This window comes from Pseudomonas sp. B3(2017) (assembly GCF_002113595.1).
Taxonomy (GTDB): Bacteria; Pseudomonadota; Gammaproteobacteria; order Pseudomonadales; family Pseudomonadaceae; genus Aquipseudomonas; species Aquipseudomonas ekonensis.
In genome coordinates, this window is record NZ_NEIU01000001.1 from 510,261 (window position 1) to 536,073 (window position 25,813).

A 25,813-nucleotide genomic window follows, 5' to 3' on the forward strand; every position below is an offset into this window, starting at 1 on the left:
AAGAGCACCTCTAAAGACAGGGCGTGGGCGGTACGGCGGTGAGGCGCAGCGCGCAGTCTGCACACCGGGAAGATGAATGACCTGCGGGTCGCTCCTGACGAACGGTCAGTCGTTCGCTGGAGAAGTCAGCCGTACTGAAGCCGGCGTTTTTAGAGGTGCCCTTGTGCCCGATGAGCACCAACCGCCAGGTTCGCCTAGGCGATTTCCTTTTCACCGGAGAGTAACGAGGAATCCATGAAGGTTCTTGTAGCTGTCAAACGCGTTGTGGATTACAACGTCAAGGTTCGCGTGAAGGCGGACAATTCCGGCGTAGACCTCGCCAACGTCAAGATGTCGATGAACCCGTTCTGCGAAATCGCAGTGGAAGAAGCCGTGCGCCTGAAAGAGAAGGGCGTGGCGAGCGAAATCGTCGTCGTCTCCATCGGCCCGTCCACCGCTCAGGAGCAACTGCGTACCGCACTGGCCCTGGGTGCCGACCGCGCCATCCTCGTCGAATCCGCTGAAGACCTGACCTCCCTGGCCGTGGCCAAGCTGCTCAAGGCCGTGGTCGACAAGGAACAGCCTCAGCTGGTGATCCTGGGCAAACAGGCCATCGACAGCGACAACAACCAGACCGGCCAGATGCTCGCCGCGCTGAGCGGCTACGGCCAGGGCACGTTCGCCTCGAAAGTCGAAGTCTCCGGCGACAGCGTTGCCGTGACCCGCGAAATCGACGGCGGCGCGCAGACCGTTTCCCTGAAGCTGCCGGCCATCGTCACCACCGACCTGCGTTTGAACGAGCCGCGCTACGCGTCCCTGCCGAACATCATGAAAGCCAAGAAGAAGCCTCTGGAGACTCTGACTCCGGACGCCTTGGGCGTTTCCACCGCCTCCACCAACAAGACCCTGAAGGTCGAAGCGCCGGCTGCACGCAGCGCGGGCATCAAGGTCAAGTCGGTGGCTGAACTGGTCGAGAAACTGAAAAACGAAGCGAAGGTAATCTAAATGACTATCTTGGTTATTGCTGAACACGACAACAAAGTGCTGGCCCCGGCCACGCTGAACACCGTTGCTGCCGCTGCCAAGATCGGCGGCGACATCCACGTCCTGGTCGCAGGCCAGGGCGCTGGCGCCGTGGCTGAGGCCGCCGCGAAGATCGCTGGCGTGAGCAAGGTCCTGAACGCCGACAACGCCGCCTACGCCCACCAACTGCCGGAAAACGTCGCGCCGCTGGTGGCCGAACTGGGCAAGGGCTACAGCCACATCCTGGCCGCCGCCACCTCCAACGGCAAGAACATCCTGCCGCGCGTCGCCGCCCAGCTGGACGTCGACCAGATCTCCGAGATCATCTCGGTTGAGAGCGCCGACACCTTCAAGCGTCCGATCTACGCCGGCAACGCCATCGCCACCGTGCAGTCGACCGCCGCGATCAAGGTGATCACCGTGCGCGCCACCGGTTTCGATCCGGTTGCCGCCGAAGGTGGTTCGGCTGCCGTTGAATCGGTTGCCGCTGCCCACAACCCGGCCATCTCCAGCTTCGTCAGCGAAGAGCTGGCCAAGTCCGACCGTCCGGAACTGACCGCTGCCAAGATCGTCGTTTCCGGCGGCCGCGGCATGCAGAACGGCGACAACTTCAAGCACCTGTACGCCCTGGCCGACAAGCTGGGCGCCGCCGTCGGCGCTTCCCGCGCTGCCGTCGACGCAGGCTTCGTGCCGAACGACATGCAGGTCGGCCAGACCGGCAAGATCGTCGCGCCGCAGCTGTACATCGCCGTCGGCATCTCCGGCGCGATCCAGCACCTGGCCGGCATGAAAGACTCCAAGGTGATCGTCGCGATCAACAAGGACGAAGAAGCGCCGATCTTCCAGGTGGCCGACTACGGCCTGGTGGCGGATCTGTTCGAAGCGGTGCCTGAGCTGGAGAAGCTGGTCTAATCCGGCGGCTTCACTTATAAAGAGCCCGGCCTGTTGGTCGGGCTTTTTTTTTGTTCCGGATTTGAGTGGGAGCGTTTCGCCATGGATCTGCGTCGCCGGTTGGGCCTTATGTCGCTGCTGGGTCTTTTGTCGTTGCCGGGCCTGTCGATGGCCGCGGGCAAGTGCGAGCGCCTGGTGGTCACCGGCAGTCCGGATGCGCCGCCGTACCTGTGGCAGGACCCGCAGAACCCCAAGCAACTGATCGGCGCCAGTGCCGACCTGCTTCAGCAGGCGGCCAAGGAGCTGGGCATCAAGGTCGAGCTGCTGTACGCCGGCAAACGTTCCCAGGCGCTGGACGAAGTGCGCAGCGGGCGCATGGACATGCTGGCCGACGCGCCGCTGGCCTTCAACGAGCTGGAGCATCTGGACTACATTCACCCGCCGCTGCTGGAGAACGATTACCTGGTATGGACGAAGAAGGGCTCGGCGTTGGTCTACGGCGAAGCGAAGGACCTTAACGGACATTCGGGCGCTCTGTCGGAAAAGTCTCGTTTGACCCAGGCATTCAGCCTCTATGCCGAGCAGCATTTGACCCTCACCCGTACGGCAAACCTCGCCCAGGCCTTGCAGAAATTGCTGCTGGGCGAAGTGGAATATGTACTCGCCGGACGCTACTCGGGCATGGCGGCCGCGCAGGCGCTGGGGATGGCCGATGACTTGCTGGCCTTCGAGCAGCCTGTCGACCGGCCGGGGCTGTACCTGGCGGTTTCGCACAACTCGGCCTGCAACGATCCGTGGTTGCGCGGACAGTTGGCCAAAAAGATGACAGAATTGCCCGCGTCCGGACTGACGGAAGCCGCGCTGCAGCGCAACATCGAGCGCTGGAAGGCGCAGCAGCAACAGCCGCAGCAACCTGTCAGTGCCCCAAAACAGTAGGGATTCTTAGTGAGCAATCGACTTCTTTTCGCAGCGGTGGCCGTTCTGGCGTTGGCCGGCTGCGCCAACGATCCTGCGCCCAATGAGCAGATGCGCCTGACCGGGCAGGCCTTGGAACAGGCCAAGGCCGTGGGCGCCAGTGCCGACGATGTGCCGGAAATGAAACTGGCCGAAGACAAGTACAACCGCGCCAAGGGCAGCATGGCCGGCGAGTCCTACAAGAACGCGCGGATGCGGGCCGAGCAGGCCGAATTGGACGCGCGGCTGGCGGAGGCCAAGGTGCTGACCCACAAGAGCGAAGAGCAGGTGAATGCGCTCAACACCCGCATCGCCCGTCTGCGCAAGCAACTGGGGGATGCCCAATGAGCCTTACGTCCAGACTCCTTGGCGGCCTGGTCGTGGCCGGCTGCGTCGGTCTCTACGGCTGCGCCGGCCAGCAGAGCGAATCGGCGCTGCAGCAGGCGGGTGCCGACTTCCAGAAGGTCAAGGAAGACTCCAACGTGCTGCGCATCGCGCCGAAGGACGTGATCCGCGCCGGCGAATCCCTGGCCCGTGCCGACCGTCTCTCCACGTACTGGGGCAGCGGCGGCGACGTGCAGCATTACGCCTATCTGAGCCAGCGCTACAGCGCGATCGCCCGCGAACACACCAATCAGGTGCTCAACGAAGAGCACGCCGCGAAACTGGAGCTTGAGCGCCAGCGCCTGCAACTGGCCCTGCGCGAATCCAAGTTGTCGAGCGTGCAGCAGCAAGGCAAATGGCTGGAAGAGCAGATCGTTGCCCTGGCCACCACCCAGACCGACCGCGGCCTGGTGATGACCCTCGGCGACGTGCTGTTCGACACCGGCGAAGCGGAGCTCAACAACTCGGCGAACCGCGTGGTGCTCAAGCTGGTGCAGTTCCTGCAGCTCAATCCGAAGCGGGTGGTGCGCATCGAGGGCTACACCGACAGCACCGGCGGCAAGCAGGAAAACCTCAAGCTGTCCCGCGACCGCGCCCAGTCGGTGGCCGATGTGCTGATGGATCTGGGCATCGACGACAAGCGCATTCAGGTCGAAGGCTACGGTGACGAGTACCCGGTGGACGCCAACGCTTCCGAGCGTGGGCGTGCGCAGAACCGTCGGGTGGAAATCGTGTTCTCCGACGAAAAAGGCCAGCTCGGCGCCGCCCGCTGAGGCCGGCGTCACTGGAAAGCCCGGGCTGTCAGGCAGCGCCGGGCTTTTTTACGTCTGTCGAATAGCGCTCAAATATTCAGGCCGACGGCTGACACTGCACTGTACGGTCGAGTAATGTGGCAACTGTCCCAGTACACTTCTAAACTGTTCCGGTATTGTTTCGAACAAGAATAAAACGCCCCGTGAAATCGAGTGCTGCGTCATGACCAATCTCTTGCTCTACCAGCGTATTGCTCAACAACTGGCTGAAGACATCCGTCGCGGCGTGTATCAGCCGGGGGAACGCGTGCCGTCGGTGCGCAAGATGAGTTCGCAGCTCAACGTCAGCCATGCCACGGTGCTGCAGGCCTACGCCAACCTTGAGGATCAGGGGCTGATCCGGGCGCGGCCGCAGTCCGGCTACTACGTGCACCAGACACCCGCCCTGACGGCGCCGACGCCGGACATCGCGCGGGTCGAACGGCCGGGCCTGGTCACCCGCAGCAGCATCATTCAGCAAGTGTTGGTCGAGTCCCGCCGCGAAGGCGTGTTCCCGTTGGGCGCTGCGGTGCCCAGCGTCGATTACCTGCCGGTGCGGGCGCTGCACCAGCAGTTGGCCAAGGTCACGCGGTTCCACAGCCCGCGGGCGTTCAGCTATATGTTCAGCCCCGGTTTCGAACCGCTGCGCCGGCAAGTGGCGATCCGCATGCGCGACGCGGGCGTGGTGGTCGACCCATCCGAAGTGGTGATCACCCACGGCTGCGTCGATGCCCTGCAGATGTCGCTGCGGGTGCTGACCCGGCCCGGCGACCTGATCGCCGCCGAATCCCCGACCTACTATGGCCTGCTGCAGCTGGCCGACTTGCTGGGCCTGAAAGTCATCGAGATCCCCAGCGACCCGGCCACCGGCATGAGCCTGGAGGCCCTGCAGCTGGCGGCCAACCAATGGTCGATCAAAGCCCTGGTGCTGACCACGCGCCTGAGCAACCCCTTGGGCGGCACCATGCCCGAAGAGCGGCAGAAACAGCTGCTGCGCCTGGCTTCGGATTTCGACATCCAGATCGTCGAAGACGACATCTATGGCGAGCTGATGTTCGAGCAGGGCCGCACCAAGGCGCTCAAGGCCTACGACCGGCTCGACCGGGTGATCTACTGTTCGAGCTTTTCCAAGACCTTGTCGCCCGGCGTGCGCATCGGCTGGATGATCGCCGGCAAGTATCAGCAGGAGATCCAGCGGCTGCAGACCTTCAGCACCCATTCGGCGTGCAGCGTCACGCAAATGGCGATCGCCGCGTACCTGGAGAACGGCGGCTATGACCGGCATTTACGGTACATCCGTCAGGAATACCGGAAAAACCTCAGCGCCTTCCAGTTGGCGGTCCAGCAGTATTTCCCTGAAGGCACCCAGATGACCCGGCCCACCGGCGGCTTCATTCTGTGGGTGAGCCTGCCGGGACGGGTCAACACCCAGGAGCTGCACGTGCGGGCCCTGCAACAGGGCATCAGCATTGCGCCGGGCCTGATCTTCAGCAACACCGAGCAGTTCAACCACTGCATCCGGCTCAACTGCGGCATTTCCTGGAACCGCGAGGCGGAGCGGACGCTGATGACCCTCGGCCTGCTGGCGACCCAACTCTGCCAAGAGACTGCCGGCGGCTTCTGAGTCGATGGCAGAGCTTGTCACAGGCTCTGCGACAGGCGAGCATATGGCCCTCTGCCGTTAGCCCCGTTGGATTCATGAAAGCGATTCTTCCTGCCGTCCGGGTTTTGCTTTGCCTGTTTGCGTTCGCACAGGTGCCTGGCGTCCTGGCGGCTGCTGCCCAGGACAAGGCACCCGCTGCCGCCGCCGCGAAAAAGCCGGCCGCTGCCGCCAAGGCGACGCCGGCGAAGAAGGCGCCGCAAAAGAAGGCGCCGCAAAAGAAGGCCGCGCCGGTCAAGAAGCGTGCGCCGGTCGCTTCCAAGTCGAAGTCGGCCAGTGAAGTGGCCAAGACGCCGTTGCCGCCCGCCAGGCTCGACCTGAGCCTGCCCAAGGAGATGGTGCAGCAACTGAAGCCGGCCGGCGCCGTGCCGCTGCCCAAGCATGAGGCGATCCTGCCGCAGATGTTCGGCGAGAAGAACAGCGGTTTCCAGCTCAACGGCCGTCTGCTGAGCAACGAAATGCAGTTGCAGCTGCGCAACGAGGAGCGGCGGGATGTCGAAGGGGCCGCGCTGGATTTCGAATTCAAGCAGTGAAACCCGCTCATCGGTGACCCGCCGGCCAGATACTTTGTCGGAGACTGGTCGGTCATTTCCGTTTACACGCAAAAACTCCGTTTCAGGGAATTTAAAACAGGCGTTTTAGCCGTTACTCTGTTCCCTGTCCTTTTCATGCATTGCCCGCCGCGAGGAATCTGTTGCCATGAACTGCCGTGAAGGTTGTGGCGCCTGCTGCATTGCCCCATCCATCAGTTCACCGATTCCCGGCATGCCAGACGGCAAGCCCGCTGGGGAACGCTGCGTGCAGCTCTCGGTCGAAAACCTGTGCAGCATTTTCGGCCGTCCGGAGCGTCCGGCGGTCTGTTCGGGGTTCAAGGCCGATCCTGAAGTCTGCGGCGACAGCCGCGAAGAGGCGGTCAGGCTGATCGGCTGGTGGGAGCAGATGACGGCGGCGTGATGCGTCAAACGAACGGAACTTCAACAATAAGGAACAAGACTATGGGTTCGCTGCACCGTATCGCTGTGTTGTGCGGTCTGACCGCCGTGCTGGCCACCTCGGCCGCCCAGGCCGAAGACTGGAAAGTCGCCAAGAACGAGGACGGGATCAAGGTGTCCCTGAGCGAAGTGCCCGGTTCGGACTACAAGTCCTATCAGGGCGTGACGCTGATGAAGACCACCGTCGCCAAGCTGCGCGCCCTCCAGGAAGACGTTGCCGGCGCCTGCAAATGGATCCACGAGTGCGAGTCCCAGAAGCTGCTCAAGCACGAAGGCGACCAGAGCTGGACCTACACCCGCTTCAACACGCCATGGCCGGTCACCCCCCGTGACTCGGTGCTGCACATCACCACCGTCGAAGGCGCCGACGGCAGCCTGACCCGCAACCTGGAAGGCGTGCCGAAGTACGTTCCGGAAGAGAAAGGCTATGTGCGGGTTGCCCAGGTCAAGGGTTTCTGGAAGTTCGTGCCCAAGGGCGACCAGGTCGAAGTGACCTACCAGGTGCACACCGAGCCGGGCGGCAGCGTGCCGGCGATGGTCGCCAACAAGTTCGTGGTGGATGCGCCGTTCAACACGCTCAAGGCCCTCAAGGCCCGCGCCGAGAAGTAAGCGCCGGCGCAATGGACGAAACGCCCTGATCCCTCGGGGCGTTTTGTTTTGTGGTGGTTTTGTACTTATTTTGTGTTTCCGGATATGCGTTGAACGAAATTTTCACAATTGCTTCCCGACAATTCGCCCGCATCCTTGCACCCTGCCGGCCCGACATGAAAGTGTCCGGCGCCGGGGCAGTAATCAATGGCAATGCCGCCGTCTATCGTGCAACATTTGCGCACCGCGCGAGCCCCGGGGCCTGGGAATGGCCAACAGAGGGCAGGGCGCAGCTGTTTCTTGCAATTTCAACTTCCAATGGGTCCTAAAACGACATGGCAAACCCGGACGCCCTGAACCGGCAGCGATCTTCCAGTCGCCTGCTGCAACCGACCGTCAAATCGCATCTGGCCTACACGCTGCTGTGCGCGCTGGTCATGATGGTGATGTTGTCCGTGCTGCGCCTCGCGCTGCTGGTCTACAACCGCGAGATGATCCTCGACACCCCGGCTTCCACCTTCCTCGAAGCTTTCGCCAACGGCTTGCGTTTCGACCTGCGCCTGGTGGTCTACCTGTGCATTCCGCTGCTGCTGGCGCTGTTCAGCGTCCGGGCGATGGCCGCCCGCGGGTTCTTCCGCCTGTGGCTGACCGTGGTCTCCAGCATCGCGCTGTTCCTCGGCCTGATGGAGATGGACTTCTACCGCGAGTTCCACCAGCGCCTCAACGGCCTGGTGTTCCAGTACGTGAAGGAAGACCCGAAAACCGTCATGAGCATGCTCTGGTACGGTTTCCCGGTGGTGCGCTACCTGCTGGCCTGGGCCGTGGGCACGCTGATCCTGACCCTGGCGTTCAAGGGCGCCGACCGCGCCACCCGCCCGCGCGGGCCGTTCAGCGGCGGTAACGTCGGCACCCGTCAGGTGGCGCCGTGGTATGCGCGCCTTGCGGTGTTCGTGGTCTGCCTGGTGGTCTGCGTGGTCGCCGCCCGCGGCACCCTGCGTCAAGGCCCGCCGCTGCGTTGGGGCGACGTGTACACCACCGAGTCGAACTTCGCCAACCAATTGGGCCTCAACGGCACGCTGTCGCTGATCGCGGCGGCCAAGGACCGGATGGGCGAAGACCGCAACAACATCTGGAAGGCCACGCTGCCGCAGCCTGAGGCGCAGAAGGTGGTGCGCGAGATGCTGCTGATGCCGGACGACAAGCTGGTCGATGCCGACATCGCCGCCGTGCGTCGCGAGTACACGCCACCGGCCGACAAGACCCTGCCGATCAAGAACGTCGTCGTGATCCTGATGGAAAGCATGGCCGGCCATTCGGTGGGCGCGCTGGGCGGCCCGGGCAACATCACGCCGTACCTGGACAAGCTGTCGAAGGAAGGCTTGCTGTTCGACCGGTTCTTCTCCAACGGCACCCACACCCACCAGGGCATGTTCGCCACCATGGCGTGCTTCCCGAACCTGCCGGGCTTCGAATACCTGATGCAGACGCCGGAAGGCAGCCACAAGCTGTCCGGCCTGCCGCAACTGCTCAGTGCCCGCGCCTTTGACGATGTCTATGTCTACAACGGCGATTTCGCCTGGGACAACCAGTCGGGCTTCTTCAGCAACCAGGGCATGACCAACTTCGTCGGCCGCAACGACTTCGTCAATCCGGTGTTCTCCGACCCGACGTGGGGCGTGTCCGACCAGGACATGTTCGACCGTGGCCTGGAAGAACTGAAGGCCCGCGACGGCAAGGACAAGAAACCGTTCTATGCCTTGCTGCAGACCCTGTCCAACCACACCCCGTATGCGCTGCCGACGCCGTTGCCGGTGGAGCGCGTGACCGACCGCGGCACCCTGAACGAGCACCTGACCGCCATGCGTTACGCAGACTGGGCGCTGGGCCAGTTCTTCGAGAAGGCCCGCAAGGAGCCGTACTTCAAGGAGACCCTGTTCGTCATCGTCGGCGACCACGGCTTCGGCAACGAACGCCAGATCACCGAAATGGACCTGGGCCGCTTCAACGTGCCGATGCTGATGATCGCGCCGGGCATCCAGGAGAAGTTCGGCCAGCGTGACCACACCGTGGGCACCCAGATCGACATCGTGCCGACCATCATGGGCCGCCTGGGCGGCGAAGTGCGTCACCAGTGCTGGGGCCGCGACCTGCTCAACCTGCCGCAGGGCGACACCGGTTTCGGCGTGATCAAGCCGTCCGGCAGCGAGCAGACCACCGCCATCGTGACCGCCGACCAGATCCTGGTGCTGCCGAAGGACAAGGACATGGCGCCGAAGATCTACGCCTACGAGCTGGGCGCCAATCCTCACGCCGAGGTCATTCCCGATGCGCCGCGCACCGCCGAGCTCAAGCACAAGCTCGAAGCGTTCCTGCAGACGGCCACCAAGAGCCTGATCGACAACACCGCCGGTGTGGTCAACGGCAAGCCGGACTGACTGTCAGGCACGCCAGGTTCCGCCCCATGAAAAGAGGCCCTTGAAGGGCCTCTTTTTTTGCCTGCGAAAAACGCTATATCCGGCCGAGCAACAACAGCACCAGCAGCACGACCAGCACGACGCCGATGATGCCGGAAGGGCCGTAGCCCCAACTTCTGGAGTGCGGAAAGACCGGCAGACCACCGATCAGCAACAGGATCAGGATAATGATGAGGATTGTGCCCATGTCTGTTTCCTTGTCGAGAAGGTTTCGGAAAGTCTTGCAGTCCAAGGCCGGCTGGAAACCATGCGGATCCAGGCGTCTTACCAGTTCCGACCGGCGCGCCCGACAGAAAATTCAATGTTTTTTGGCGCTGTCCGCAACGCGCTCCGCCCAGGCCCGAGCCACGCATCGCGTGGCGGTTTGCCCTCGCCATTCAGCACTCTGATGGAGCGTGGGTGGCCGCGGTTCCTTCGCTACACTCCGCGCATCTTCCAAAGAACAACAAGGCTGTCTGCTATGCAAAATCGCATGATGATCACTGGTGCAGGCTCCGGCCTGGGTCGCGAAATCGCGTTGCGCTGGGCGCGTGAGGGGTGGCGGCTGGCCTTGTCGGACGTCAGCGAGGCGGGCCTGCAGGAAACCCTCAAACTCGTGCGCGAGGCCGGCGGCGACGGCTTCGTCCAGCGTTGCGACGTGCGCGACTACAGCCAGCTCACCGCCTTCGCCCAGGCCTGCGAGGTGAAGTTCGGCGGCATCGACATCATCGTCAACAACGCCGGGGTGGCGTCGGGCGGCTTCTTCAGCGAGCTGTCGCTGGAAGACTGGGACTGGCAGATCGCGATCAACCTGATGGGCGTGGTCAAGGGCTGCAAGGCGTTCCTGCCGCTGCTGGAGCAGAGCAAGGGCAAGATCATCAACATCGCCTCCATGGCGGCGCTGATGCAGGGCCCGGCCATGAGCAACTACAACGTGGCCAAGGCCGGCGTGGTGGCGCTGTCGGAGAGCCTGCTGGTGGAACTGGCCCAGCAGGAGGTCGGTGTCCACGTGGTGTGCCCATCATTCTTCCAGACCAACCTGCTGGACTCGTTCCGTGGCCCGACGCCGGCCATGAAGGCCCAGGTCGGCAAGTTGCTGGAGAGTTCGCCGATCACCGCCGCCGATATCGCCGACTACATCTTCAACCGGGTCGCCGCCGGCGAGTTCATGATCCTGCCCCACGAGCAAGGGCGCATGGCCTGGGCGCTCAAGCAGAAGAATCCGCAATTGCTGTACGACGAAATGACCGCCATGGCCGACAAAATGCGCGCCAAGGCACGGCAGAACAACGGCTGAACTTGCTCCCGCAGGGCCTCATCGCTAGGGTGGCCGCAACTGTCACCCTGACGAGACGTCTTGCATGCTCAATTACCTGTGGTTCCTTCTGGCCGCGCTGTTCGAAATCGCCGGCTGCTTCGCCTTCTGGATGTGGCTGCGCCAGGGCAAGAGCGCCGTGTGGGTGATCCCGGCACTGCTGAGCCTGACCCTGTTCGCGCTGCTGCTGACGCGCATCGAGGCGACCTACGCCGGCCGCGCCTACGCCGCGTACGGCGGCATCTACATCGTCGCGTCGATCGGCTGGCTGGCGGTGGTCGAGCGCATCCGGCCCTTGGGTTCGGACTGGATCGGCGTCGCGCTGTGCGTGATCGGCGCCACGGTGATCCTGTTCGGCCCGCGCTTTTCCGCTGCCTGAAACGGTGTAGGCCATCGCCGCTTTGCGGGAAACGTCCGAAGGGCGATGTACCCACCGCGTGTAGGGCATGACTGATTTGTCCGGCATGCATTGTGGGGCGCGGGCAAGCCGCGCATCTTCAAGGCCCGTTTACCTTGAAGGATCAACCCCATGCTTGTACTCAGCCGTGTCGTCGGAGAACAGATTTCCATCGGCCACAACATTTCCCTGCGCGTGCTGTCGGTCAACGGCTCCAGTGTCCGGTTCGGCGTCGAGGCGCCGCAGCAGGTCGAGGTGCACCGCGCCGAGGTCTACGAGCGCATCCAGCGCAAGCAGGCCGCAGGCAAGGGGCGCTGAGGGTCAGTCGAACAGGTGCTTGGGTACGTCGTGTTTGAGCATCAGTTGGCATTGCTCGCTTTCCGGGTCGAACACGATCAGCGCCTGGCCTTTGGTCAGGGCCTGGCGAACCCGCAGCACGCGGGTCTCCAGCGGGGTGTCGTCGCCGTTGTCGGTGCCGTCGCGGGTGACGAAGTCCTCGATCAGACGGGTGAGGGTGTCGACTTCAAGCATGTCGTGGGGAATCAGCATGGGGGCCTCGGCTCGATCAATGCCGTGATGCTACGGCGATTGGCGGTCGGCGGCCAGCGCGGGAGGAACCAGTGGCCTGTTCGCCCCCTTCGCCGGCAAGCCCGATCTCTGTGGGAGCCGGCTTGCCGGCGAAGGCGCCGGCCCAGACACCGCCGACCTAACTGTCGGACCGCTGACCCACCAGGCTGTCCACCGACGGCACCCGCGTGTCGCTCTCCATCTGCGTGTCATGTTCGATCTGGTGGCTGAAGCGCTCCAGGGACGCATCGGCCGGCTGCGCGTCGCTGGCGAACACCGGCGCGCTGAGCATGTACGCCCCCAGCAGGCGACTGAGCGCCGCCAGGCTGTCGAGGTGGGTGCGTTCGTAGCCGTGGGTCGCGTCGCAGCCGAAGGCGAGCAGGGCGGTGCGGATGTCGTGGCCGGCGGTCACCGCCGAATGGGCGTCGCTGAAGTAGTAGCGGAACAGGTCGCGGCGCACCGGCAGTTCATGTTCGTCGGCCAGGCGCAGCAGGTGCCGCGACAGGTGATAGTCGTACGGCCCGCCGGAGTCCTGCATCGCGACGCTGACCGCGTGTTCGCTGGAGTGCTGGCCGGGCGCGACCGGCGCGATGTCGATGCCGACGAACTCGCTGACGTCCCACGGCAGGGCCGCCGCCGCGCCGCTGCCGGTCTCCTCGGTGATGGTGAACAGCGGATGGCAATCGATCAGCGGTTCCCGGCCGCTGTCGACGATGGCCTTGAGCGCCGCCAGCAGGGCGGCCACGCCGGCCTTGTCGTCGAGGTGGCGGGCGCTGATGTGGCCGCTTTCGGTGAACTCCGGCAACGGGTCGAAGGCCACCACATCGCCGATGCCGATGCCCAGCGAGTCGCAGTCGGCCCGTGTCGCGCAGTAGGCGTCCAGGCGCAGCTCGACGTGATCCCAACTGACCGGCAGTTCATCCACCGCCGTGTTGAACGCATGCCCGGAAGCCATCAGCGGCAGGACGCTGCCGCGGATCACACCGCTGTCGGTGAACAGGCTGACGCGGCTGCCTTCGGCGAAGCGGCTCGACCAGCAGCCGACCGGCGCGAGCGTCAGGCGGCCGTTGTCCTTGATCGCGCGCACGGCGGCGCCGATGGTGTCCAGGTGCGCCGACACCGCCCGGTCGGGGCTGTTCTTCTTGCCCTTGAGCGTGGCGCGGATCGTGCCGCGGCGCGTCATCTCGAAAGGGATGCCGAGTTCCTCCAGGCGTTCGGCGACATAGCGCACGATGGTGTCGGTGAACCCGGTGGGGCTGGGGATGGCGAGCATTTCCAGCAGGACTTTCTGCAGGTAGTTCAGGTCCGGTTCGGGAAGTTGAGGGGACATGGAATCTCCTGTTGGGTGAGAGGCATGCGCTGATCGTCAGGGCACCTCCGCGGGCAGCTCGCTGCACGCCTGTGGGAGCGAGCCTGCTCGCGAAAGCGGTGGCCCATTCAACGCATCCGGGTCAGACCGCCGGCCGGCTGTGGGGAAACAACAGATCCACAAACCGCTCCGCCGTCGGCTGCGGCTCGTGGTTGGCCAGGCCGGCCCGTTCGTTGGCTTCGATGAACACATGCTCCGGCCGGTCGGCGGCGGTCACCATCAGGTCGAGGCCGACCACCGGAATGTCCAGCGCCCGTGCGGCGCGCACGGCCGCATCGGCCAGCGTCGGGTGCAGGATGGCCGTGACGTCTTCCAGGGTGCCGCCGGTGTGCAGGTTGGCGGTGCGCCGCACGGACAGGTGTTCGCCCGCCGGCAGGACGCTGTCCCAGTCGTAGCCGGCCATGTGCAGGGTGCGCCGGGTCTCCTCATCCATGGGGATCTTGCTTTCGCCGTCGGTGGCCGCCTGCCTGCGCCGGCTCTGGGCGTCGATCAAGGCGTCGAGCGGGTGGAGGCCGTCGCCCACCACATGCGCCGGTCGGCGGATCGCCGCCGCCACGACCTCGAAGCCGATCACCAGGATCCGCAGGTCGAGCCCTTCGTGGAAACTCTCCAGCAGCACCCGGCTGTCGAACGCCTTCGCCGCTTCGACGGCTTGCTGCACCTCTTCGATGCTCTGCAGGTCCACCGCCACGCCCTGGCCCTGTTCGCCGTCCAGCGGCTTGACCACGACGCGCAGGTGCTCGTCGAGGAACGCCAGATTGTCATCCGCGTTGCCCGCCAGGCGCTGCGTCGGCACGTTCAGCCCGGCGCCCTTCAGCACTTTGTGCGTCAGGCTCTTGTCCTGGCACAGGGTCATGCTGACGGCGCTGGTCAGGTCGCTCAGGGATTCGCGGCAACGCACCCGGCGTCCGCCGTGGCTGAGGGTGAACAGCCCGGCTTCGGTGTCGTCCACCTGCACATCGATGCCGCGCCGGTGCGCCTCTTCGACGATGATCCGCGCATAGGGATTGAACGGCGCTTCGGGCCCCGGCCCCAGGAACAGCGACTGATTGATGCCGTTCTTGCGCTTGACGGCGAAGGTCGGGAGGCTGCGCATGCCCAGTTTGGCGTAGAGGGTCTTCGCCTGCCGGTTGTCGTGCAGCACCGACAGGTCGAGGTGGTTCAGGCCGCGGCTCATGAAGTGTTCGATCAGGTGGCGCACGAGTACTTCGCCGCCCCCCGGGCGCGGGCACTGCGGATCCACCGCCAGGCACCACAGGCTGCTGCCGTTTTCCGGATCGTGGTACGCCTTGCGGTGATTGAGGCCCATGACGCTGCCGATCACCGCGCCGCTGTCCTCGTCCTCGGCCAGCCAGTACACAGGCCCGCCCCGGTGGTGCGGGGTGAGCCGGGCGGGATCCACCGGCAGCATGCCGCGGGCGTGATACAGCCGGTTGATGGCTTGCCAGTCCGTGTCGCTTTGGGCGCGGCGGATGCGGAAGCCGCGAAACACCCGGGTCGCCGGGCGGTAGTCGCTGAACCACAGGCGCAGGGTGTCGGAGGGGTCGAGAAACAGCTGCGCGGGTTCGAGGCCGAGCACCTGCTGCGGCGCGGCGACGTACAGGGCGATGTCACGTTCGCCCGGCTGCTCCTTGAGCAGTTCTGCGGCCAGGCTCGAAGGATCCGGGAACGTATGGCCGATCAGCAGGCGGCCCCAGCCGCAATGCACCGCGATCGGGGCGCCGGCCGGCGCGCTGCCGTCTTCGGCCAGGCGCGCCTGCAAGCGTTCGTAGGAGGGCGACTGACCGCGCAGCAGGCGCTGGCCAAAGGCCGTGGCATGAGGTTTCATCGGTCAGATTCCTTGTTCGCTGAGCCACAGGTTCAGGGCCGCCAGTTGCCACAGGCGCGAGCCGCGCAGCGGGGTGATGTGGCTTTGCGGGTCGGTCAGCAGGCGGTCGAGCATCGCCGGGTCGAACAGGCCGCGGTCCTGGCTTGGGTCGAGCAGCAGTTCGCGGACCCAGTCGAGGGTGTCGCCCTGCAAGTGCTTGAGGCCGGGCACCGGGAAGTAGCCCTTCTTGCGGTCGATCACTTGCGCAGGAATCACCTGCCGCGCCGCTTCCTTGAGCACTTGCTTGCCGCCGTCGGGCAGCTTGAAGCGGGCGGGGATCCGCGCCGACAGTTCGACCAGGCGATAGTCAAGGAACGGTGTCCGCGCCTCCAGGCCCCAGGCCATGGTCATGTTGTCGACCCGTTTGACCGGGTCATCCACCAGCATCACCGTGCTGTCCAGGCGCAAGGCCTTGTCCACCGCCGCGTCAGCGCCGGGCTGCGCGAAATGTTCCTTCACGAAGTCGCCGGCCGCGTCATGGGCCGTCAGCCATTTCGGCTGCACGGTGGCCTTGTAGCCGTCGTGGGTGCAGTCGAAGAACGCCTGCCGGTAGGCCGCATACGGATCGGCCGCGCCGTCCACCTGGGGATACCAGTGATAACCGGCGAACAGTTCGTCGGCGCCCTGGCCGCTCTGCACCACCTTGCAGTGCTTGGCCACCTCGCGGGAGAGCAAGTAGAAGGCGATGCAGTCGTGGCTGACCATCGGCTCGCTCATGGCGCGGAACGCGGCGGGCAACTGTTCGATGATCTCTTTTTCGTCGATGCGCAGTTGATGGTGGCGGGTGCCGTAATGCCTGGCGATCAGGTCCGAATACTGGAACTCGTCGCCACGTTCGCCGCCGGCGTCCTGGAAGCCGATGGAGAAGGTCGACAGGTCGTCCACGCCGGCTTCGCGCAGGAGCCCGACCAGCAGACTCGAATCGACGCCGCCGGACAGCAGCACGCCCACATCCACCGCCGCACGCTGGCGGATGGCGACCGCCTCGCGGGTGCTGTCGAGCACGCGGTCGCGCCAGTCCTCAAGCGTCAGGCCTTTCTCGTCTTCGTGCGGGCCGTAGGGCAGCGTCCACCAGGTCTTGCGTTCGGTGCGCCCGTCCGCGCCGATGCGCATCCAGGTGGCCGGGGGCAGTTTCTCGATGCCGGCCAGCAAGGTGCGCGGCGCCGGGACGACGGCATGAAAGTTCAGGTAATGGTTGAGGGCCACCGGATCCAGGACCGGACTGATGTCGCCGCCCTTGAGCAGCGCCGGCAGGCTTGAGGCAATGCGCAGGCGCTCGCCGGTGCGCGACAGGTACAGGGGCTTCACGCCCAGCCGGTCGCGGGCGATGAACAGCCGCTGGGCGTCACGTTCCCAGATGGCCAGGGCAAACATGCCGTTGAGTTTGGGCAGCAGCGCTTCGCCCCAGGCGTGATAGCCCCGAAGCAGCACTTCGGTATCGCCGCCGGAATGGAAGACATGGCCGAGGCCTTCGAGCTCGGCGCGCAGTTCCGGGAAGTTGTAGATGGCGCCGTTGAAGGCCAGGGCCAGGCCCAGCCTGCTGTCGATCATCGGCTGCGCCGAGCCGTCCGACAGATCCATGACTTTCAGGCGTCGATGGCCAAGGGCGACCGGCCCCTGGGCGTGGAAGCCCCAGGCGTCGGGGCCGCGGGGGGCCAAGTGATGGGTGATTCGTTCGAGGGCTGCAAGGTCTGCAGGGCGTTGGTCAAAACGTAACTCGCCAGCTAATCCGCACATAAGTTCCTTACCGGTTTTTTCCGTTGGGGAGGTCAAGACGCACCGCGCCGGAATGGCCGGTACTGAAAAACTGACCTGCGCAGGAACCGGTAGTTTTAGAACGATCGGTTATAAAGCGTCGTCGTCGGCCAGAACCCATAACAGCTTCGCCACGATTCTGTGCGGTACAGGGTTATGCAAAACATGGGAATTCTTGCTGATCCGCAACGGCAAACGCGCAGGATTTCGCGTTATCAATCGCTCGGCGGGATCGATAAGTTAAAGGCCTGAACCCCGCAATTAAGGACGATTGCCGATGCCGAGCCCGGATACTCCCCTGACACCTGTCACGCTCACGAACGAACAGGTGCTCGCCATCCTGCTGGACGCCACCGGGGACCTGGACACCGCCGAGGTGCTGCAGGAACGAATCCCTTCATGGCTGCTCAAGGCCTCCGCTGCAAGGATCGCCGCATTGATGCAGGCTGCCTCGGAGCTTCGGGCCAGTCAGCTAAAGGTCGAAGTCGGACTGAGCCACCTGCGGCCGTTGGAGGCCTTTTGCGCCTCCGCCTTGACCCACGCGTTGCGCCTGCGCTGGCCGGTGACGTTCGAGGTCGAGCACGATGGCCTGGTGCTCAAGGGCGACCACCAGGGCACGCGCACCTTGCTGGACGCGGCCATGCAGAACTTCACCGTGGAAGAGGCGGGCTCCGACGGCTTGCCCAAGGGCAGCGAGATCCAGCTCAAGAACCACCCGCAAGGCGTTGCCGGATTGACGCCGTCGGCCTTTGCCGGCCTGTGCCGCGACCTGAATCTGGGGCAGCGCTATCAGGAGCACTTCGCGCAGATATTCGGCCTGCAGGAGCGGGCCGGGCGAACGGAGGTGACGAGCGCCCTGGGCCCGGACATCGTCCGCTTGAAAAAGCGCTTGCTGGCGTTCGACATGCATCTGGCCTCTATGAAAGGGGACATCACCCAGGAGGGGCATCAGATGCTGCAGCGGCTGATCGATGCCGAGGGTGCCGGCGACGCGAAGGCACTGCATTACGCGGGGCGTCCCTTGCTTATGCAGGGCCTCGGGGGGCAGGACATCTGCTTCTGGGGTGTGGTGGTGTTTTCGCGACGCCCGGTGGAGGAACATCCGGATGAGTGGTGTCTTGTCTACATGCCCGGCGAACCCTACCGTCCGCTGTTCGAATACCCCGCCTTCAGCACGTTCAAGCTATACCTGACGCTGAAGCTGGGTCTGCGCAGCTATGCGGCGCCTTTCGCCCGCTATCTGGATGAAGACAGCAAGGCGGACTTTTTCCAGACCTTCGCCCGCACACGGCAGTTGGGGACGCTCCAGGCCCGGCCGATTGCACGGTCGTTGTTCGATTTCATGCTGCACAGCCACGTCGGCAAGCTTCAGATCGATGCGCGGGTACTTGCGGTGCCCACCGCCGACGTGGACGCCGAGGCATCGCGTGAACGCTGGCTCGGCTATTTGGACACCGGCGTGACCATCGCCGGGCTGGCAGGGTTTTTCTTGCCGGTGGTGGGCGAGCTGATGATGGGCGTGGCGGTCGGCCAACTGTTGGCGGAAGTCTACGAGGGCATCGAAGACTGGGGCAGCGGCGACCGCCACGATGCCCTGGCGCACATGCTCGGGGTGGCGGAAAACGTTGCCCTCATGGCCGCGACGGCAGGCGTGGCCAAATCGTTGGGGGGCGTGGTGAGTCGCTCGCTTGCACGGCACCCGGAATTCTTCGGGCGTTTCGCTGCGGTGTTCGATCGGGCGGGCAGATCGCGATTGTGGATGCAGTCGTTGCAGGGGTATGAGCAGCCTGCGGCAACGGAGGCGCCGACGCAGGTCGATTATTCAGGGTTGTATCAGGCCCGCGACCGGACGTTCCTGCAGATCGAGGACAAGCACTATGCCGTGACGCTCGATCCCGATTCGAAGACCTGGCGGATCCTGCATCCGACGCGCAAGACGGCCTTTGCGCCTGAGCCCCTGCCCAATGGCGAAGGGGGCTGGCTGCGTCCCGGTGAGCAGGTCGAGCGATGGCGTGATTCTGCCTATGTGCTCAAGCGCATGAACCCGCGTCTGTCCGGTATCGATGACAGGCAGTTGGGGATGATCTGCAGGCTGACCGATACACCGCTCGACGAACTGCATCGGTTGGCGCAGGACAGTACGCCCCTGCCGCTGCGTCTGCAGGACATGGCCAAGCGCTTCGAGCTCGACGGCAAGTTGCGCCGTTTCATCGCCGACATGGAGCAAGGCAATGCGGGCGCCCCGCTGCATGCCCAAGAGCAGTTGCAAGCGTTGCCCATGCTCAAGGGTTGGCCCCATGGGCGCTACATCGAAGTGCTGGATGACGAGGCGAACGTCATGGCGACATACCCGCCCACTGCGGTGAGCGACCCTGACCTTTGCGTCCACGTGACCCAGACTCAATTGGCCGCCGGGCAATTGCTGCAGACGGTTGTCGGGGGACTCTACCCCGAAGAGGCGCAAACGCTGATCGGCGCCCCCGCCATCGGCGCAGGGCAGGACACGCAACTGGCGAAGCGACTGGGCGCCGAGCTCAAGGCCGGGCGGCGGCCGCTGTTCGAGCAGCTTTACCGGCTCTACGACTCAGGCGGGGCTAGCGATGTGAAAAAGGCCTGTGAAGCGTTTCCTGGCCTGCCTGAGCGCTGTGCCCGGCAGCTCATCGATCTGGCCCCCAGCGTCGAGCGCCAGCACTTGCAGGCCACCGGACGGCTGCCGATGGGATTGGCGCAAAGGATGCGCCGGATCCGCGACGCGGTGCGGATGGACAGGGCGCTGGCCGGATTCCACCTGCCCGAACTGGCCGATGACGATACCCAGAGGCTGGGCATTCGGTTGCTGGCGCATCTGGACGGCTGGCAGGCGGACTGGCGGCTGGAACTGCGCGAACGGACGTTCCCCGGCCCGTTGCTGGAAGCCATCGGCCATCCGGGTGCCGCGCTTGCCGAGACCTGCACGATCGTCAAATCGTCGGCCGGGTTTGAGGTGTTCAAGGGGAACCGGTCCCTGGGCCGGGTGCTGCCAGGGCCAGAAAGCCTGTATGCCGCTGTACTGAAAGGCATGCCGGCGTCGTGGCGCTCCGCCACGGGGTTTGCCGAACAACGGCCGGGTGATGCCGCACGCCTGCGTGCTCGGCTGTTGGAGACCGCACTGGACGGTCGATTCGATGCCGAACGGGCGCTGATCAACGATCTGCCGTTGCCGGTGCGCAAGGGGGTGGCGTGCGTGCAGGGCGACAGTCCCGTCGGTTCGCCGAAACACGCCGATGCCCTGCGACGCAAGGTCAAGCGGCTCTATCCGTTGTTTTCCGATGCGCAGGCCAACGCGCTTCTCGACGGACTGGGCCCGGATCGCCTGACCCGCGCCCGGGCGGTCAGGCAATTGGAACAGGCGCTGAAGGACCTGACCACCCGCCTTGAACGCTGGAGCGAGGACGGTGAGGCGCTGCAAGCCATGGGCGGCGAACTGCGTGAGGCCCGCCAGAGCCGGCGACAGGCGGCTCGGCTGATCATTGAGGCCTGGCGGCGCAAGACCAGGATGGCCGACGGGCATTGCAGCCTCAGGCTCGACGACATGCGCATCGGAAAACTGCCGCACCTGCCCGCGAATGCTTCGTTCGATCATGTGAGGCACGTGTCCTTGAAGAACATGCAACTGACGGATGACGGGGTCTATTTTCTCAAGGCTTTCCAGAACGCCGAGTCCCTTGACCTGGACGGCAACCAGCTGACCCGGCTGCCGGAGGTGATTTCGCACATGCCTGCGCTCACGCGCCTGAGCCTTTCGGACAATCGCGTGCAACTGACCGAGCAGACACTGGCGAAACTGTCCGGGCTGCGCTCGTTGCACTCGCTGAACCTGAGCGGCAACGCGCTGGGGGCGACCCCGGATGTCGGCAAGATGTTCGATCTGCGCTTCCTGTCCCTGCGAAACACCCGGGCGACCGAGCTGCCCAAAGGCGTGTCCCGTTTGCCGAACCTCGACCGGGTCGATCTGCGCGACAACGATATCCGGCAACTGCCGAACTGGTTGTTCCAGGCGCCGAGGCGCATGAGCGAGACGGTCAACCTGCGGCACAATCCGCTGCAAGATCCCAGCCGCGGTTTGTTGTTGGCATACAGGGACCGTGTCGGGGTAGGGATGGGGTTCTTCGAAGACGACATCACCCGTCTCAGCGAGCGACAGGCCAAGGAACTGTGGTTCACGGACCGGGCCGGGCAGATGTTCGAGCAACGAAACAGGGTCTGGACGGCCTTCAAGGAAGATTCACGGGCCGGCGGTCTGTTTCATCTGCTCTCGGAGTTGGGGAACACCGCTGACTCCGAATTCGTTCATCAGGACATGGCGCGCCGGGTCTGGCGTGTGCTGCAGGCTGCCGAGGGCGATGCGGTGCTTTGCGAACAGGTTCTGGACCTGGCGGCCAACCCGATCCACTGCACGGACTCGGCCGCGCTGAACTTCAGTCATCTGGAAGTGGCCGTGGAGGTGCATCAGATCCTCCACCGTCAGACGAATGCCGAGGCGAGCGCCGCGGACCTGCTGAGGCTGGGACAGAGGCTGTTTCGCCTGGAGCAGGTGGATCAGATCGTCCAAGCCCACATCGACAGCCATCCGAGGGTCGATGTGCTGGAGGTTGGCCTGGCTTATCGCACGGGCCTGGCCGAGGCCCTGGATCTGCCCGGCCAGCCCAGGCACATGCGTTTCGAGTTCTTGAGCGGCGTCACCGATGATGACCTCAAGGGCGCGTTGCTCAAGGTCAAGAATGCCGAGCTGTCGACACGGTTTCCGACGTATCTGGCGCAGCAGCCGTTCTGGTGCGACCTCATGAGGCAGCATCATCCCCGTCAGTTCAGCTCGACGGAAGCAATCTATCCGCCCAGGCTGCAAGCCCTGTTCGAGAAGGCCGATACCCTGACGGATTCTGACTACCTCGAACAGGTCAGTGCGATTTCGCTTGAAAGGCAAACCGCCGAAACGAACCTGATGAAGCGTTTGACCGACGACGTCATCAAGCGCATCGAACTGGGCGTATGCGCCTTGTCCGATTTCTGAACGGTTGCGGATCCGGCGTCATTTGCCTCGGATCAGGCGGCGCAGGGCGAACCGGTTGGGATGGCAGGCTTGGGCAACGGCTTTGGGCAAGGGCAGCGGCTCGTCGTCCAGCCATGCCGCCAGCAGCTCGCCGCACAGCGGTGCGGTGATCAGGCCGCGCGAACCGTGCCCGCTGTTGATGTACAGGCCATCGAGCCACGGACAGGGCACCTGCGGCACTTGGCGGGCATCCCTGGCCAGTGCGGCAAAGGCGTGGGCGAAGGCTTCGCGGTCGGCGAGGGGGCCGACGATGGGCAAGTAGTCGGGGCTGGTGCAGCGAAAGGCCGCGCGGCCCTGCAGATGGCTCACGTCCTGCCCGGGGATGTTCAGGCGTGCCGTCAGGTCGGCGGAGATCTCGTCGAGCATCGCCAGGTTGCCCAGGTGTTCTGCGGCGGTCGGCGTCAGGTCGTCGCTGTTGAAATCGAAGCTGGCGCCCAGCGTGTGTTCGCCCAAGCGGGCAGGGGCGACATAGCCTTCGGCGCACACCACGGTCTTCAGCGCCTGGCTCTGTGGCGTTTGCGCCAGGCGAGTGATCTGCCCGCGAATGCGCTTGAGCGGCAGTTCGGCGCTTTGCGCAAAGCGTCGGACATCGGCGGCGCCGGCGAGCACGACAACCGGCGCGCTGGCGATCAAGCGATCACCGTCGAAGGCCTGCCACTGGCCATCGACCTTGCGCAGCTCCAGCACTTCGTGATGGCGCAGCAGTTCGATGTTCGGTTGCGCGGCCTGCGCCTGGCACAGCGCCGGCGGGTGAACCCAGCCGCCCTCAGGGTAGAACAGGCCGCCGTGGGCCAGGCCGATCCCGGCACGGTCTTGCGCCTCGGGTTGGTCGAGCCATTGCAGCAGGTCCGGCGGGAACGCGGCGGCCAGTTGCGCGTGACGCTCGGCTTCCTTGTCGTTGAACGCCAGTTGCAGCACGCCGCAGCCGTCCCAGTCGGTGCCGCGCTGCAGGCTTTCCAGCAGACGGCGGGTGTAGCCGAAGCCGCTGACGATCAACTGCGACAAGGCCGTGCCGTGGGCCGACAGTTTCAGGTACAGCACGCCTTGGGGGTTGCCCGAGGCTTCCTGCGCCACTGCACCGTGGCGCTCCAGCAGGCTGACCTGCCAGCCCCGGGCCGCGAGGCTGGCGGCGCTGGCGCAACCGGCCAGCCCGGCGCCGATCACCAGCGCTCGGCGCTCACCGGTCAACGGTGCCGGGCGGGCGAACCAGGGCTTGTCCGGCGCGGGGGCGGGCACTTGCGCCGGCCAGCCGAGGAATTCGCCGCGCAGGATCTCCCACTTGTGGCCGATGCCCGGTGTGCGCTTCATCTTGAAGCCCGCCGCATTGAGCAGGCGCCGCACCCAGCCGGTGCTGGTGAAGGTGCTGAGGGTCGCGCCGGGCGCCGCCAGCCGGGCCAGTTCGGCGAACAGTTCGGCGGTCCACATGTCCGGGTTCTTCGCCGGCGCGAAACCGTCGAGAAACCAGGCGTCGATCCGGGCGTCCAACTGCGGCAGTTGCTCCAGCGCATCGCCGATCAGCAGGGTGAGGGTGACCCGGCCGTTGTCCAGCACGATGCGCTGGAACCCTTGATGGATCGCTACATAGCGCTTGAGCAATTGATCGGCGAACGTGGTCAGTTCCGGCCACAGCGAAAGCGCTCGCTCAAGGTCCGCAGGGCTCAGCGGGTACTTTTCGACGCTGACGAAATGCAGCCGTGCACCGGCCGGGGCAGACTGTTCGAACAGTTGCCAGGCACAGAGGAAGTTCAGCCCGGTGCCGAAGCCTGTCTCGCCGATCACAAACCTGCCGTTTGCCGGCAAAGCGGCGAAGCGCTCGGCCAGGCGGTTCTGTTCGAGGAACACGTAGCGGGTCTCTTCCAGCCCGGACTGGTCGGAAAAGTACACATCGTCAAAGGCCCGCGAACGCGGGCGTCCCAGGTCGTCCCAGTCGAGCTGGGCGTGGGGCAGTTCAGGTTTCATGGCAGGCTCGGCAACGGCAAGGCCGCCATTCTAGCCGATTGCGCAGGGGCGGCTTGATCCATGGCAAAGCTTGCGGCCGCAGGTTTACGGACAATCCGCCGCCCGCCGGAATTTCTGTGCCGCGCCGGTGCCTGATCCGCTAGTCTTGCTGAACCCTGGAAGGAGCCGCCCCATGTTCGAATCCGCTGAAATCGGTCACGCCATCGACAAAGACACTTACGAAGCCGCGGTGCCGGCCCTGCGCGAAGCGCTGCTCGAAGCCCAGTTCGAGCTGCAGCAGCAACGGCGTTTTCCGGTGATCGTCCTGATCAACGGGATCGAGGGGGCCGGCAAGGGCGAAACGGTCAAGTTGCTCAACGAATGGATGGATCCGCGCCTGATCGAGGTGCGCACCTTCGATCAGCAGACCGACGAAGAACTGGCCCGGCCGCCGGCCTGGCGCTACTGGCGGATGCTGCCGGCCAAGGGGCGGATGGGTATCTTCTTCGGTAACTGGTACAGCCAGATGCTGCAGGGGCGGGTGCACGGGCTGTTCAAGGATCCGCGGCTGGATCAGGCGATCAACGCCGCCGAGCGCCTGGAAAAGATGCTCTGCGACGAAGGCGCGTTGATCTTCAAGTTCTGGTTCCACCTGTCCAAGAAACAGATGAAGGCGCGGCTCAAGGCCCTGGCCGACGACCCGCTGCACAGTTGGCGGATCAGCCCGCTGGACTGGCAGCAATCGCAGACCTACGACAAGTTCGTCAAATACGGCGAGCGTGTGCTGCGCCGCACCAGCCGCGACTACGCGCCCTGGCATGTGATCGAGGGGATGGACGCCCATTACCGCAGCCTGGCGGTGGGCAAGATCCTGCTGGAGGGGCTGCAGAACGCGCTCAAGCGTCAGGACGTGCACGCGCAAGAGGTCAACGCCGCGCCGCTGGGCACGCCGGTCGATCAGATGAACCTGCTCGACAGCCTCGACCTGACCCAGTCCCTGGACAAGAAAGACTACGAAGAGCAACTGATCACCGAACAGGCCAGGCTGTCCGGGCTGATGCGCGACAAGCGCATGCGCCGCCATGCGCTGGTGGCGGTGTTCGAAGGCAACGACGCGGCCGGCAAGGGCGGGGCGATCCGCCGGGTGGCGGCGGCGCTCGATCCGCGTCAGTACAGCATCGTGCCGATTGCCGCACCGACCGAAGAGGAACGTGCGCAACCGTACCTGTGGCGCTTCTGGCGGCACATTCCGGCGCGGGGCAAGTTCACCGTGTTCGACCGCTCCTGGTACGGCCGGGTGCTGGTGGAGCGGGTCGAAGGCTTCTGCAGCAAGGCCGACTGGCTGCGGGCCTACGGCGAGATCAATGACTTCGAGGAGCAGGTCGCCGACGCCGGGGTGATCGTGGTCAAGTTCTGGCTGGCCATCGACAAGGACACCCAGATGGAACGCTTCCAGGCCCGGGAAGAGATCCCCTTCAAGCGCTTCAAGATCACCGAGGACGACTGGCGCAACCGCGACAAGTGGGATGCCTACCGCGCGGCGGTGGGCGACATGGTCGACCGCACCAGCACCGAGGTCTCGCCGTGGACGCTGGTCGAGGCCAACGACAAGCGCTGGGCCCGGGTCAAGGTGCTGCGCACGATCAACCGGGCGCTGGAGGAGGCCTTCGAAAAGTCCGACCGCCGGGAGAAAAAGCACAAGAGCTGAACCGATGGACACGCATACGCCGGGTGAATGATCGTCGCGGCAGGTCCAGGGGTGGACTTATGCTCGGAGCCACTCCCAACCGACTACTGCAAT

21 protein-coding genes are annotated in these 25,813 nt (G+C 64.8%); 15 read left to right on the forward strand and 6 right to left on the reverse strand.

The genetic code is table 11. The annotated features are described in order from the left end of the window. The first annotated feature begins 234 nt into the window (after nucleotides 1-234). From CAG33_RS02305 to CAG33_RS02350, 10 genes are all read left to right on the forward strand, one after another. Nucleotides 235-984, forward strand: a complete 750-nt coding sequence (locus tag CAG33_RS02305; protein WP_085578087.1) for an electron transfer flavoprotein subunit beta/FixA family protein — start codon at nucleotides 235-237, stop codon at nucleotides 982-984. Then, entirely contained in the window at nucleotides 985-1,914 is a 930-nt protein-coding gene (locus CAG33_RS02310; RefSeq protein WP_085629723.1) for an electron transfer flavoprotein subunit alpha/FixB family protein, read from the forward strand. Nucleotides 1,915-1,995: 81 nt separating this feature from the next. Continuing rightward, nucleotides 1,996-2,829 carry an ABC transporter substrate-binding protein gene (locus CAG33_RS02315; protein WP_085629725.1) on the forward strand — a complete coding sequence of 278 codons (834 nt, stop codon included), beginning with the start codon at nucleotides 1,996-1,998 and terminating at the stop codon, nucleotides 2,827-2,829. Nucleotides 2,830-2,838: 9 nt separating this feature from the next. After that, nucleotides 2,839-3,195, forward strand: coding sequence for a DUF4398 domain-containing protein (locus CAG33_RS02320; RefSeq protein WP_085578084.1), 357 nt, complete (start codon nucleotides 2,839-2,841; stop codon nucleotides 3,193-3,195). Further along, nucleotides 3,192-4,004: an OmpA family protein gene (locus CAG33_RS02325; RefSeq protein WP_085578083.1), complete on the forward strand. Its 813-nt coding sequence runs from the start codon at nucleotides 3,192-3,194 to the stop codon at nucleotides 4,002-4,004. The genes CAG33_RS02320 and CAG33_RS02325 overlap by 4 nt, the downstream gene beginning before the upstream one ends. 202 nt (nucleotides 4,005-4,206) lie before the next feature. Continuing rightward, nucleotides 4,207-5,646 (forward strand): PLP-dependent aminotransferase family protein, encoded by a 1,440-nt coding sequence (locus CAG33_RS02330; protein WP_085578082.1) that lies wholly within the window; start codon nucleotides 4,207-4,209, stop codon nucleotides 5,644-5,646. A 74-nt stretch (nucleotides 5,647-5,720) separates the two neighbouring features. Then, nucleotides 5,721-6,215: a translation initiation factor 2 gene (locus tag CAG33_RS02335; protein ID WP_085636750.1), complete on the forward strand. Its 495-nt coding sequence runs from the start codon at nucleotides 5,721-5,723 to the stop codon at nucleotides 6,213-6,215. 166 nt (nucleotides 6,216-6,381) lie between these two features. After that, nucleotides 6,382-6,636, forward strand: a complete 255-nt coding sequence (locus tag CAG33_RS02340) for a YkgJ family cysteine cluster protein (protein WP_085578080.1) — start codon at nucleotides 6,382-6,384, stop codon at nucleotides 6,634-6,636. Between the two features lie 41 nt (nucleotides 6,637-6,677). Beyond that, nucleotides 6,678-7,283, forward strand: coding sequence for an START domain-containing protein (locus CAG33_RS02345; RefSeq protein ID WP_085578079.1), 606 nt, complete (start codon nucleotides 6,678-6,680; stop codon nucleotides 7,281-7,283). Nucleotides 7,284-7,597: 314 nt separating this feature from the next. Then, nucleotides 7,598-9,697: an LTA synthase family protein gene (locus CAG33_RS02350; RefSeq protein ID WP_085578078.1), complete on the forward strand. Its 2,100-nt coding sequence runs from the start codon at nucleotides 7,598-7,600 to the stop codon at nucleotides 9,695-9,697. A gap of 73 nt (nucleotides 9,698-9,770) precedes the next feature. Here the strand turns inward: CAG33_RS02350 and CAG33_RS02355 are convergent, their stop codons facing one another. Then, nucleotides 9,771-9,923 (reverse strand): DUF3309 family protein, encoded by a 153-nt coding sequence (locus CAG33_RS02355; RefSeq protein ID WP_003226960.1) that lies wholly within the window; start codon nucleotides 9,921-9,923, stop codon nucleotides 9,771-9,773. 273 nt (nucleotides 9,924-10,196) lie between these two features. Between CAG33_RS02355 and CAG33_RS02360 the strand changes: the two genes are divergently transcribed. From CAG33_RS02360 to csrA, 3 genes are all read left to right on the forward strand, one after another. Beyond that, on the forward strand, nucleotides 10,197-11,012 hold the full coding sequence (locus tag CAG33_RS02360; protein ID WP_085578077.1) for an SDR family oxidoreductase: 816 nt from the start codon (nucleotides 10,197-10,199) through the stop codon (nucleotides 11,010-11,012). A gap of 64 nt (nucleotides 11,013-11,076) precedes the next feature. Then, nucleotides 11,077-11,409: a YnfA family protein gene (locus tag CAG33_RS02365; RefSeq protein ID WP_085578076.1), complete on the forward strand. Its 333-nt coding sequence runs from the start codon at nucleotides 11,077-11,079 to the stop codon at nucleotides 11,407-11,409. A gap of 150 nt (nucleotides 11,410-11,559) precedes the next feature. Then, nucleotides 11,560-11,745, forward strand: coding sequence for a carbon storage regulator CsrA (gene csrA / locus CAG33_RS02370; protein WP_085578075.1), 186 nt, complete (start codon nucleotides 11,560-11,562; stop codon nucleotides 11,743-11,745). 3 nt (nucleotides 11,746-11,748) lie between these two features. Here the strand turns inward: csrA and CAG33_RS02375 are convergent, their stop codons facing one another. From CAG33_RS02375 to CAG33_RS02390, 4 genes are all read right to left on the reverse strand, one after another. Then, nucleotides 11,749-11,976, reverse strand: a complete 228-nt coding sequence (locus CAG33_RS02375) for a YheU family protein (protein ID WP_085578074.1) — start codon at nucleotides 11,974-11,976, stop codon at nucleotides 11,749-11,751. 157 nt (nucleotides 11,977-12,133) lie between these two features. Then, nucleotides 12,134-13,324 (reverse strand): osmoprotectant NAGGN system M42 family peptidase, encoded by a 1,191-nt coding sequence (locus CAG33_RS02380; RefSeq protein ID WP_085629733.1) that lies wholly within the window; start codon nucleotides 13,322-13,324, stop codon nucleotides 12,134-12,136. Between the two features lie 121 nt (nucleotides 13,325-13,445). Further along, complete coding sequence (ngg, locus tag CAG33_RS02385; RefSeq protein WP_085636752.1) at nucleotides 13,446-15,191, reverse strand: N-acetylglutaminylglutamine synthetase; 1,746 nt, start codon at nucleotides 15,189-15,191, stop codon at nucleotides 13,446-13,448. Between the two features lie 3 nt (nucleotides 15,192-15,194). After that, a complete protein-coding gene (locus CAG33_RS02390; RefSeq protein ID WP_085629737.1) occupies nucleotides 15,195-16,967 on the reverse strand; it encodes an N-acetylglutaminylglutamine amidotransferase in 1,773 nt (590 codons plus the stop codon). Between the two features lie 295 nt (nucleotides 16,968-17,262). Between CAG33_RS02390 and CAG33_RS02395 the strand changes: the two genes are divergently transcribed. Beyond that, a complete protein-coding gene (locus tag CAG33_RS02395) occupies nucleotides 17,263-22,035 on the forward strand; it encodes an NEL-type E3 ubiquitin ligase domain-containing protein (RefSeq protein WP_085636754.1) in 4,773 nt (1,590 codons plus the stop codon). Between the two features lie 18 nt (nucleotides 22,036-22,053). On the opposite strand, the gene mnmC is transcribed toward CAG33_RS02395, so the two are convergent. Beyond that, nucleotides 22,054-24,033, reverse strand: a complete 1,980-nt coding sequence (gene mnmC / locus CAG33_RS02400) for a bifunctional tRNA (5-methylaminomethyl-2-thiouridine)(34)-methyltransferase MnmD/FAD-dependent 5-carboxymethylaminomethyl-2-thiouridine(34) oxidoreductase MnmC (protein ID WP_085578069.1) — start codon at nucleotides 24,031-24,033, stop codon at nucleotides 22,054-22,056. A gap of 172 nt (nucleotides 24,034-24,205) precedes the next feature. Here mnmC and pap point away from each other — a divergent pair, with 172 nt between their 5' ends. Then, nucleotides 24,206-25,720: a polyphosphate:AMP phosphotransferase gene (pap, locus tag CAG33_RS02405; RefSeq protein WP_085629743.1), complete on the forward strand. Its 1,515-nt coding sequence runs from the start codon at nucleotides 24,206-24,208 to the stop codon at nucleotides 25,718-25,720. The last annotated feature ends 93 nt before the right edge of the window (nucleotides 25,721-25,813 follow it).

What these genes read in the sequence shown, in the direction of transcription:
- CAG33_RS02360 (WP_085578077.1), top strand. Translation starts at nt 10,197, where the DNA reads ATGCAAAATCGCATGATGATCACTGGTGCAGGCTCCGGCCTGGGTCGC.
- CAG33_RS02350 (WP_085578078.1), top strand. Translation starts at nt 7,598, where the DNA reads ATGGCAAACCCGGACGCCCTGAACCGGCAGCGATCTTCCAGTCGCCTG.
- csrA (WP_085578075.1), top strand. Translation starts at nt 11,560, where the DNA reads ATGCTTGTACTCAGCCGTGTCGTCGGAGAACAGATTTCCATCGGCCAC.
- CAG33_RS02315 (WP_085629725.1), top strand. Translation starts at nt 1,996, where the DNA reads ATGGATCTGCGTCGCCGGTTGGGCCTTATGTCGCTGCTGGGTCTTTTG.
- CAG33_RS02395 (WP_085636754.1), top strand. Translation starts at nt 17,263, where the DNA reads ATGCCGAGCCCGGATACTCCCCTGACACCTGTCACGCTCACGAACGAA.
- mnmC (WP_085578069.1), bottom strand. Translation starts at nt 24,033, where the DNA reads ATGAAACCTGAACTGCCCCACGCCCAGCTCGACTGGGACGACCTGGGA.
- CAG33_RS02310 (WP_085629723.1), top strand. Translation starts at nt 985, where the DNA reads ATGACTATCTTGGTTATTGCTGAACACGACAACAAAGTGCTGGCCCCG.
- CAG33_RS02355 (WP_003226960.1), bottom strand. Translation starts at nt 9,923, where the DNA reads ATGGGCACAATCCTCATCATTATCCTGATCCTGTTGCTGATCGGTGGT.
- CAG33_RS02330 (WP_085578082.1), top strand. Translation starts at nt 4,207, where the DNA reads ATGACCAATCTCTTGCTCTACCAGCGTATTGCTCAACAACTGGCTGAA.
- CAG33_RS02390 (WP_085629737.1), bottom strand. Translation starts at nt 16,967, where the DNA reads ATGTGCGGATTAGCTGGCGAGTTACGTTTTGACCAACGCCCTGCAGAC.
- CAG33_RS02375 (WP_085578074.1), bottom strand. Translation starts at nt 11,976, where the DNA reads ATGCTGATTCCCCACGACATGCTTGAAGTCGACACCCTCACCCGTCTG.
- CAG33_RS02365 (WP_085578076.1), top strand. Translation starts at nt 11,077, where the DNA reads ATGCTCAATTACCTGTGGTTCCTTCTGGCCGCGCTGTTCGAAATCGCC.
- CAG33_RS02335 (WP_085636750.1), top strand. Translation starts at nt 5,721, where the DNA reads ATGAAAGCGATTCTTCCTGCCGTCCGGGTTTTGCTTTGCCTGTTTGCG.
- CAG33_RS02380 (WP_085629733.1), bottom strand. Translation starts at nt 13,324, where the DNA reads ATGTCCCCTCAACTTCCCGAACCGGACCTGAACTACCTGCAGAAAGTC.
- pap (WP_085629743.1), top strand. Translation starts at nt 24,206, where the DNA reads ATGTTCGAATCCGCTGAAATCGGTCACGCCATCGACAAAGACACTTAC.
- CAG33_RS02345 (WP_085578079.1), top strand. Translation starts at nt 6,678, where the DNA reads ATGGGTTCGCTGCACCGTATCGCTGTGTTGTGCGGTCTGACCGCCGTG.
- CAG33_RS02340 (WP_085578080.1), top strand. Translation starts at nt 6,382, where the DNA reads ATGAACTGCCGTGAAGGTTGTGGCGCCTGCTGCATTGCCCCATCCATC.
- CAG33_RS02325 (WP_085578083.1), top strand. Translation starts at nt 3,192, where the DNA reads ATGAGCCTTACGTCCAGACTCCTTGGCGGCCTGGTCGTGGCCGGCTGC.
- CAG33_RS02305 (WP_085578087.1), top strand. Translation starts at nt 235, where the DNA reads ATGAAGGTTCTTGTAGCTGTCAAACGCGTTGTGGATTACAACGTCAAG.
- ngg (WP_085636752.1), bottom strand. Translation starts at nt 15,191, where the DNA reads ATGAAACCTCATGCCACGGCCTTTGGCCAGCGCCTGCTGCGCGGTCAG.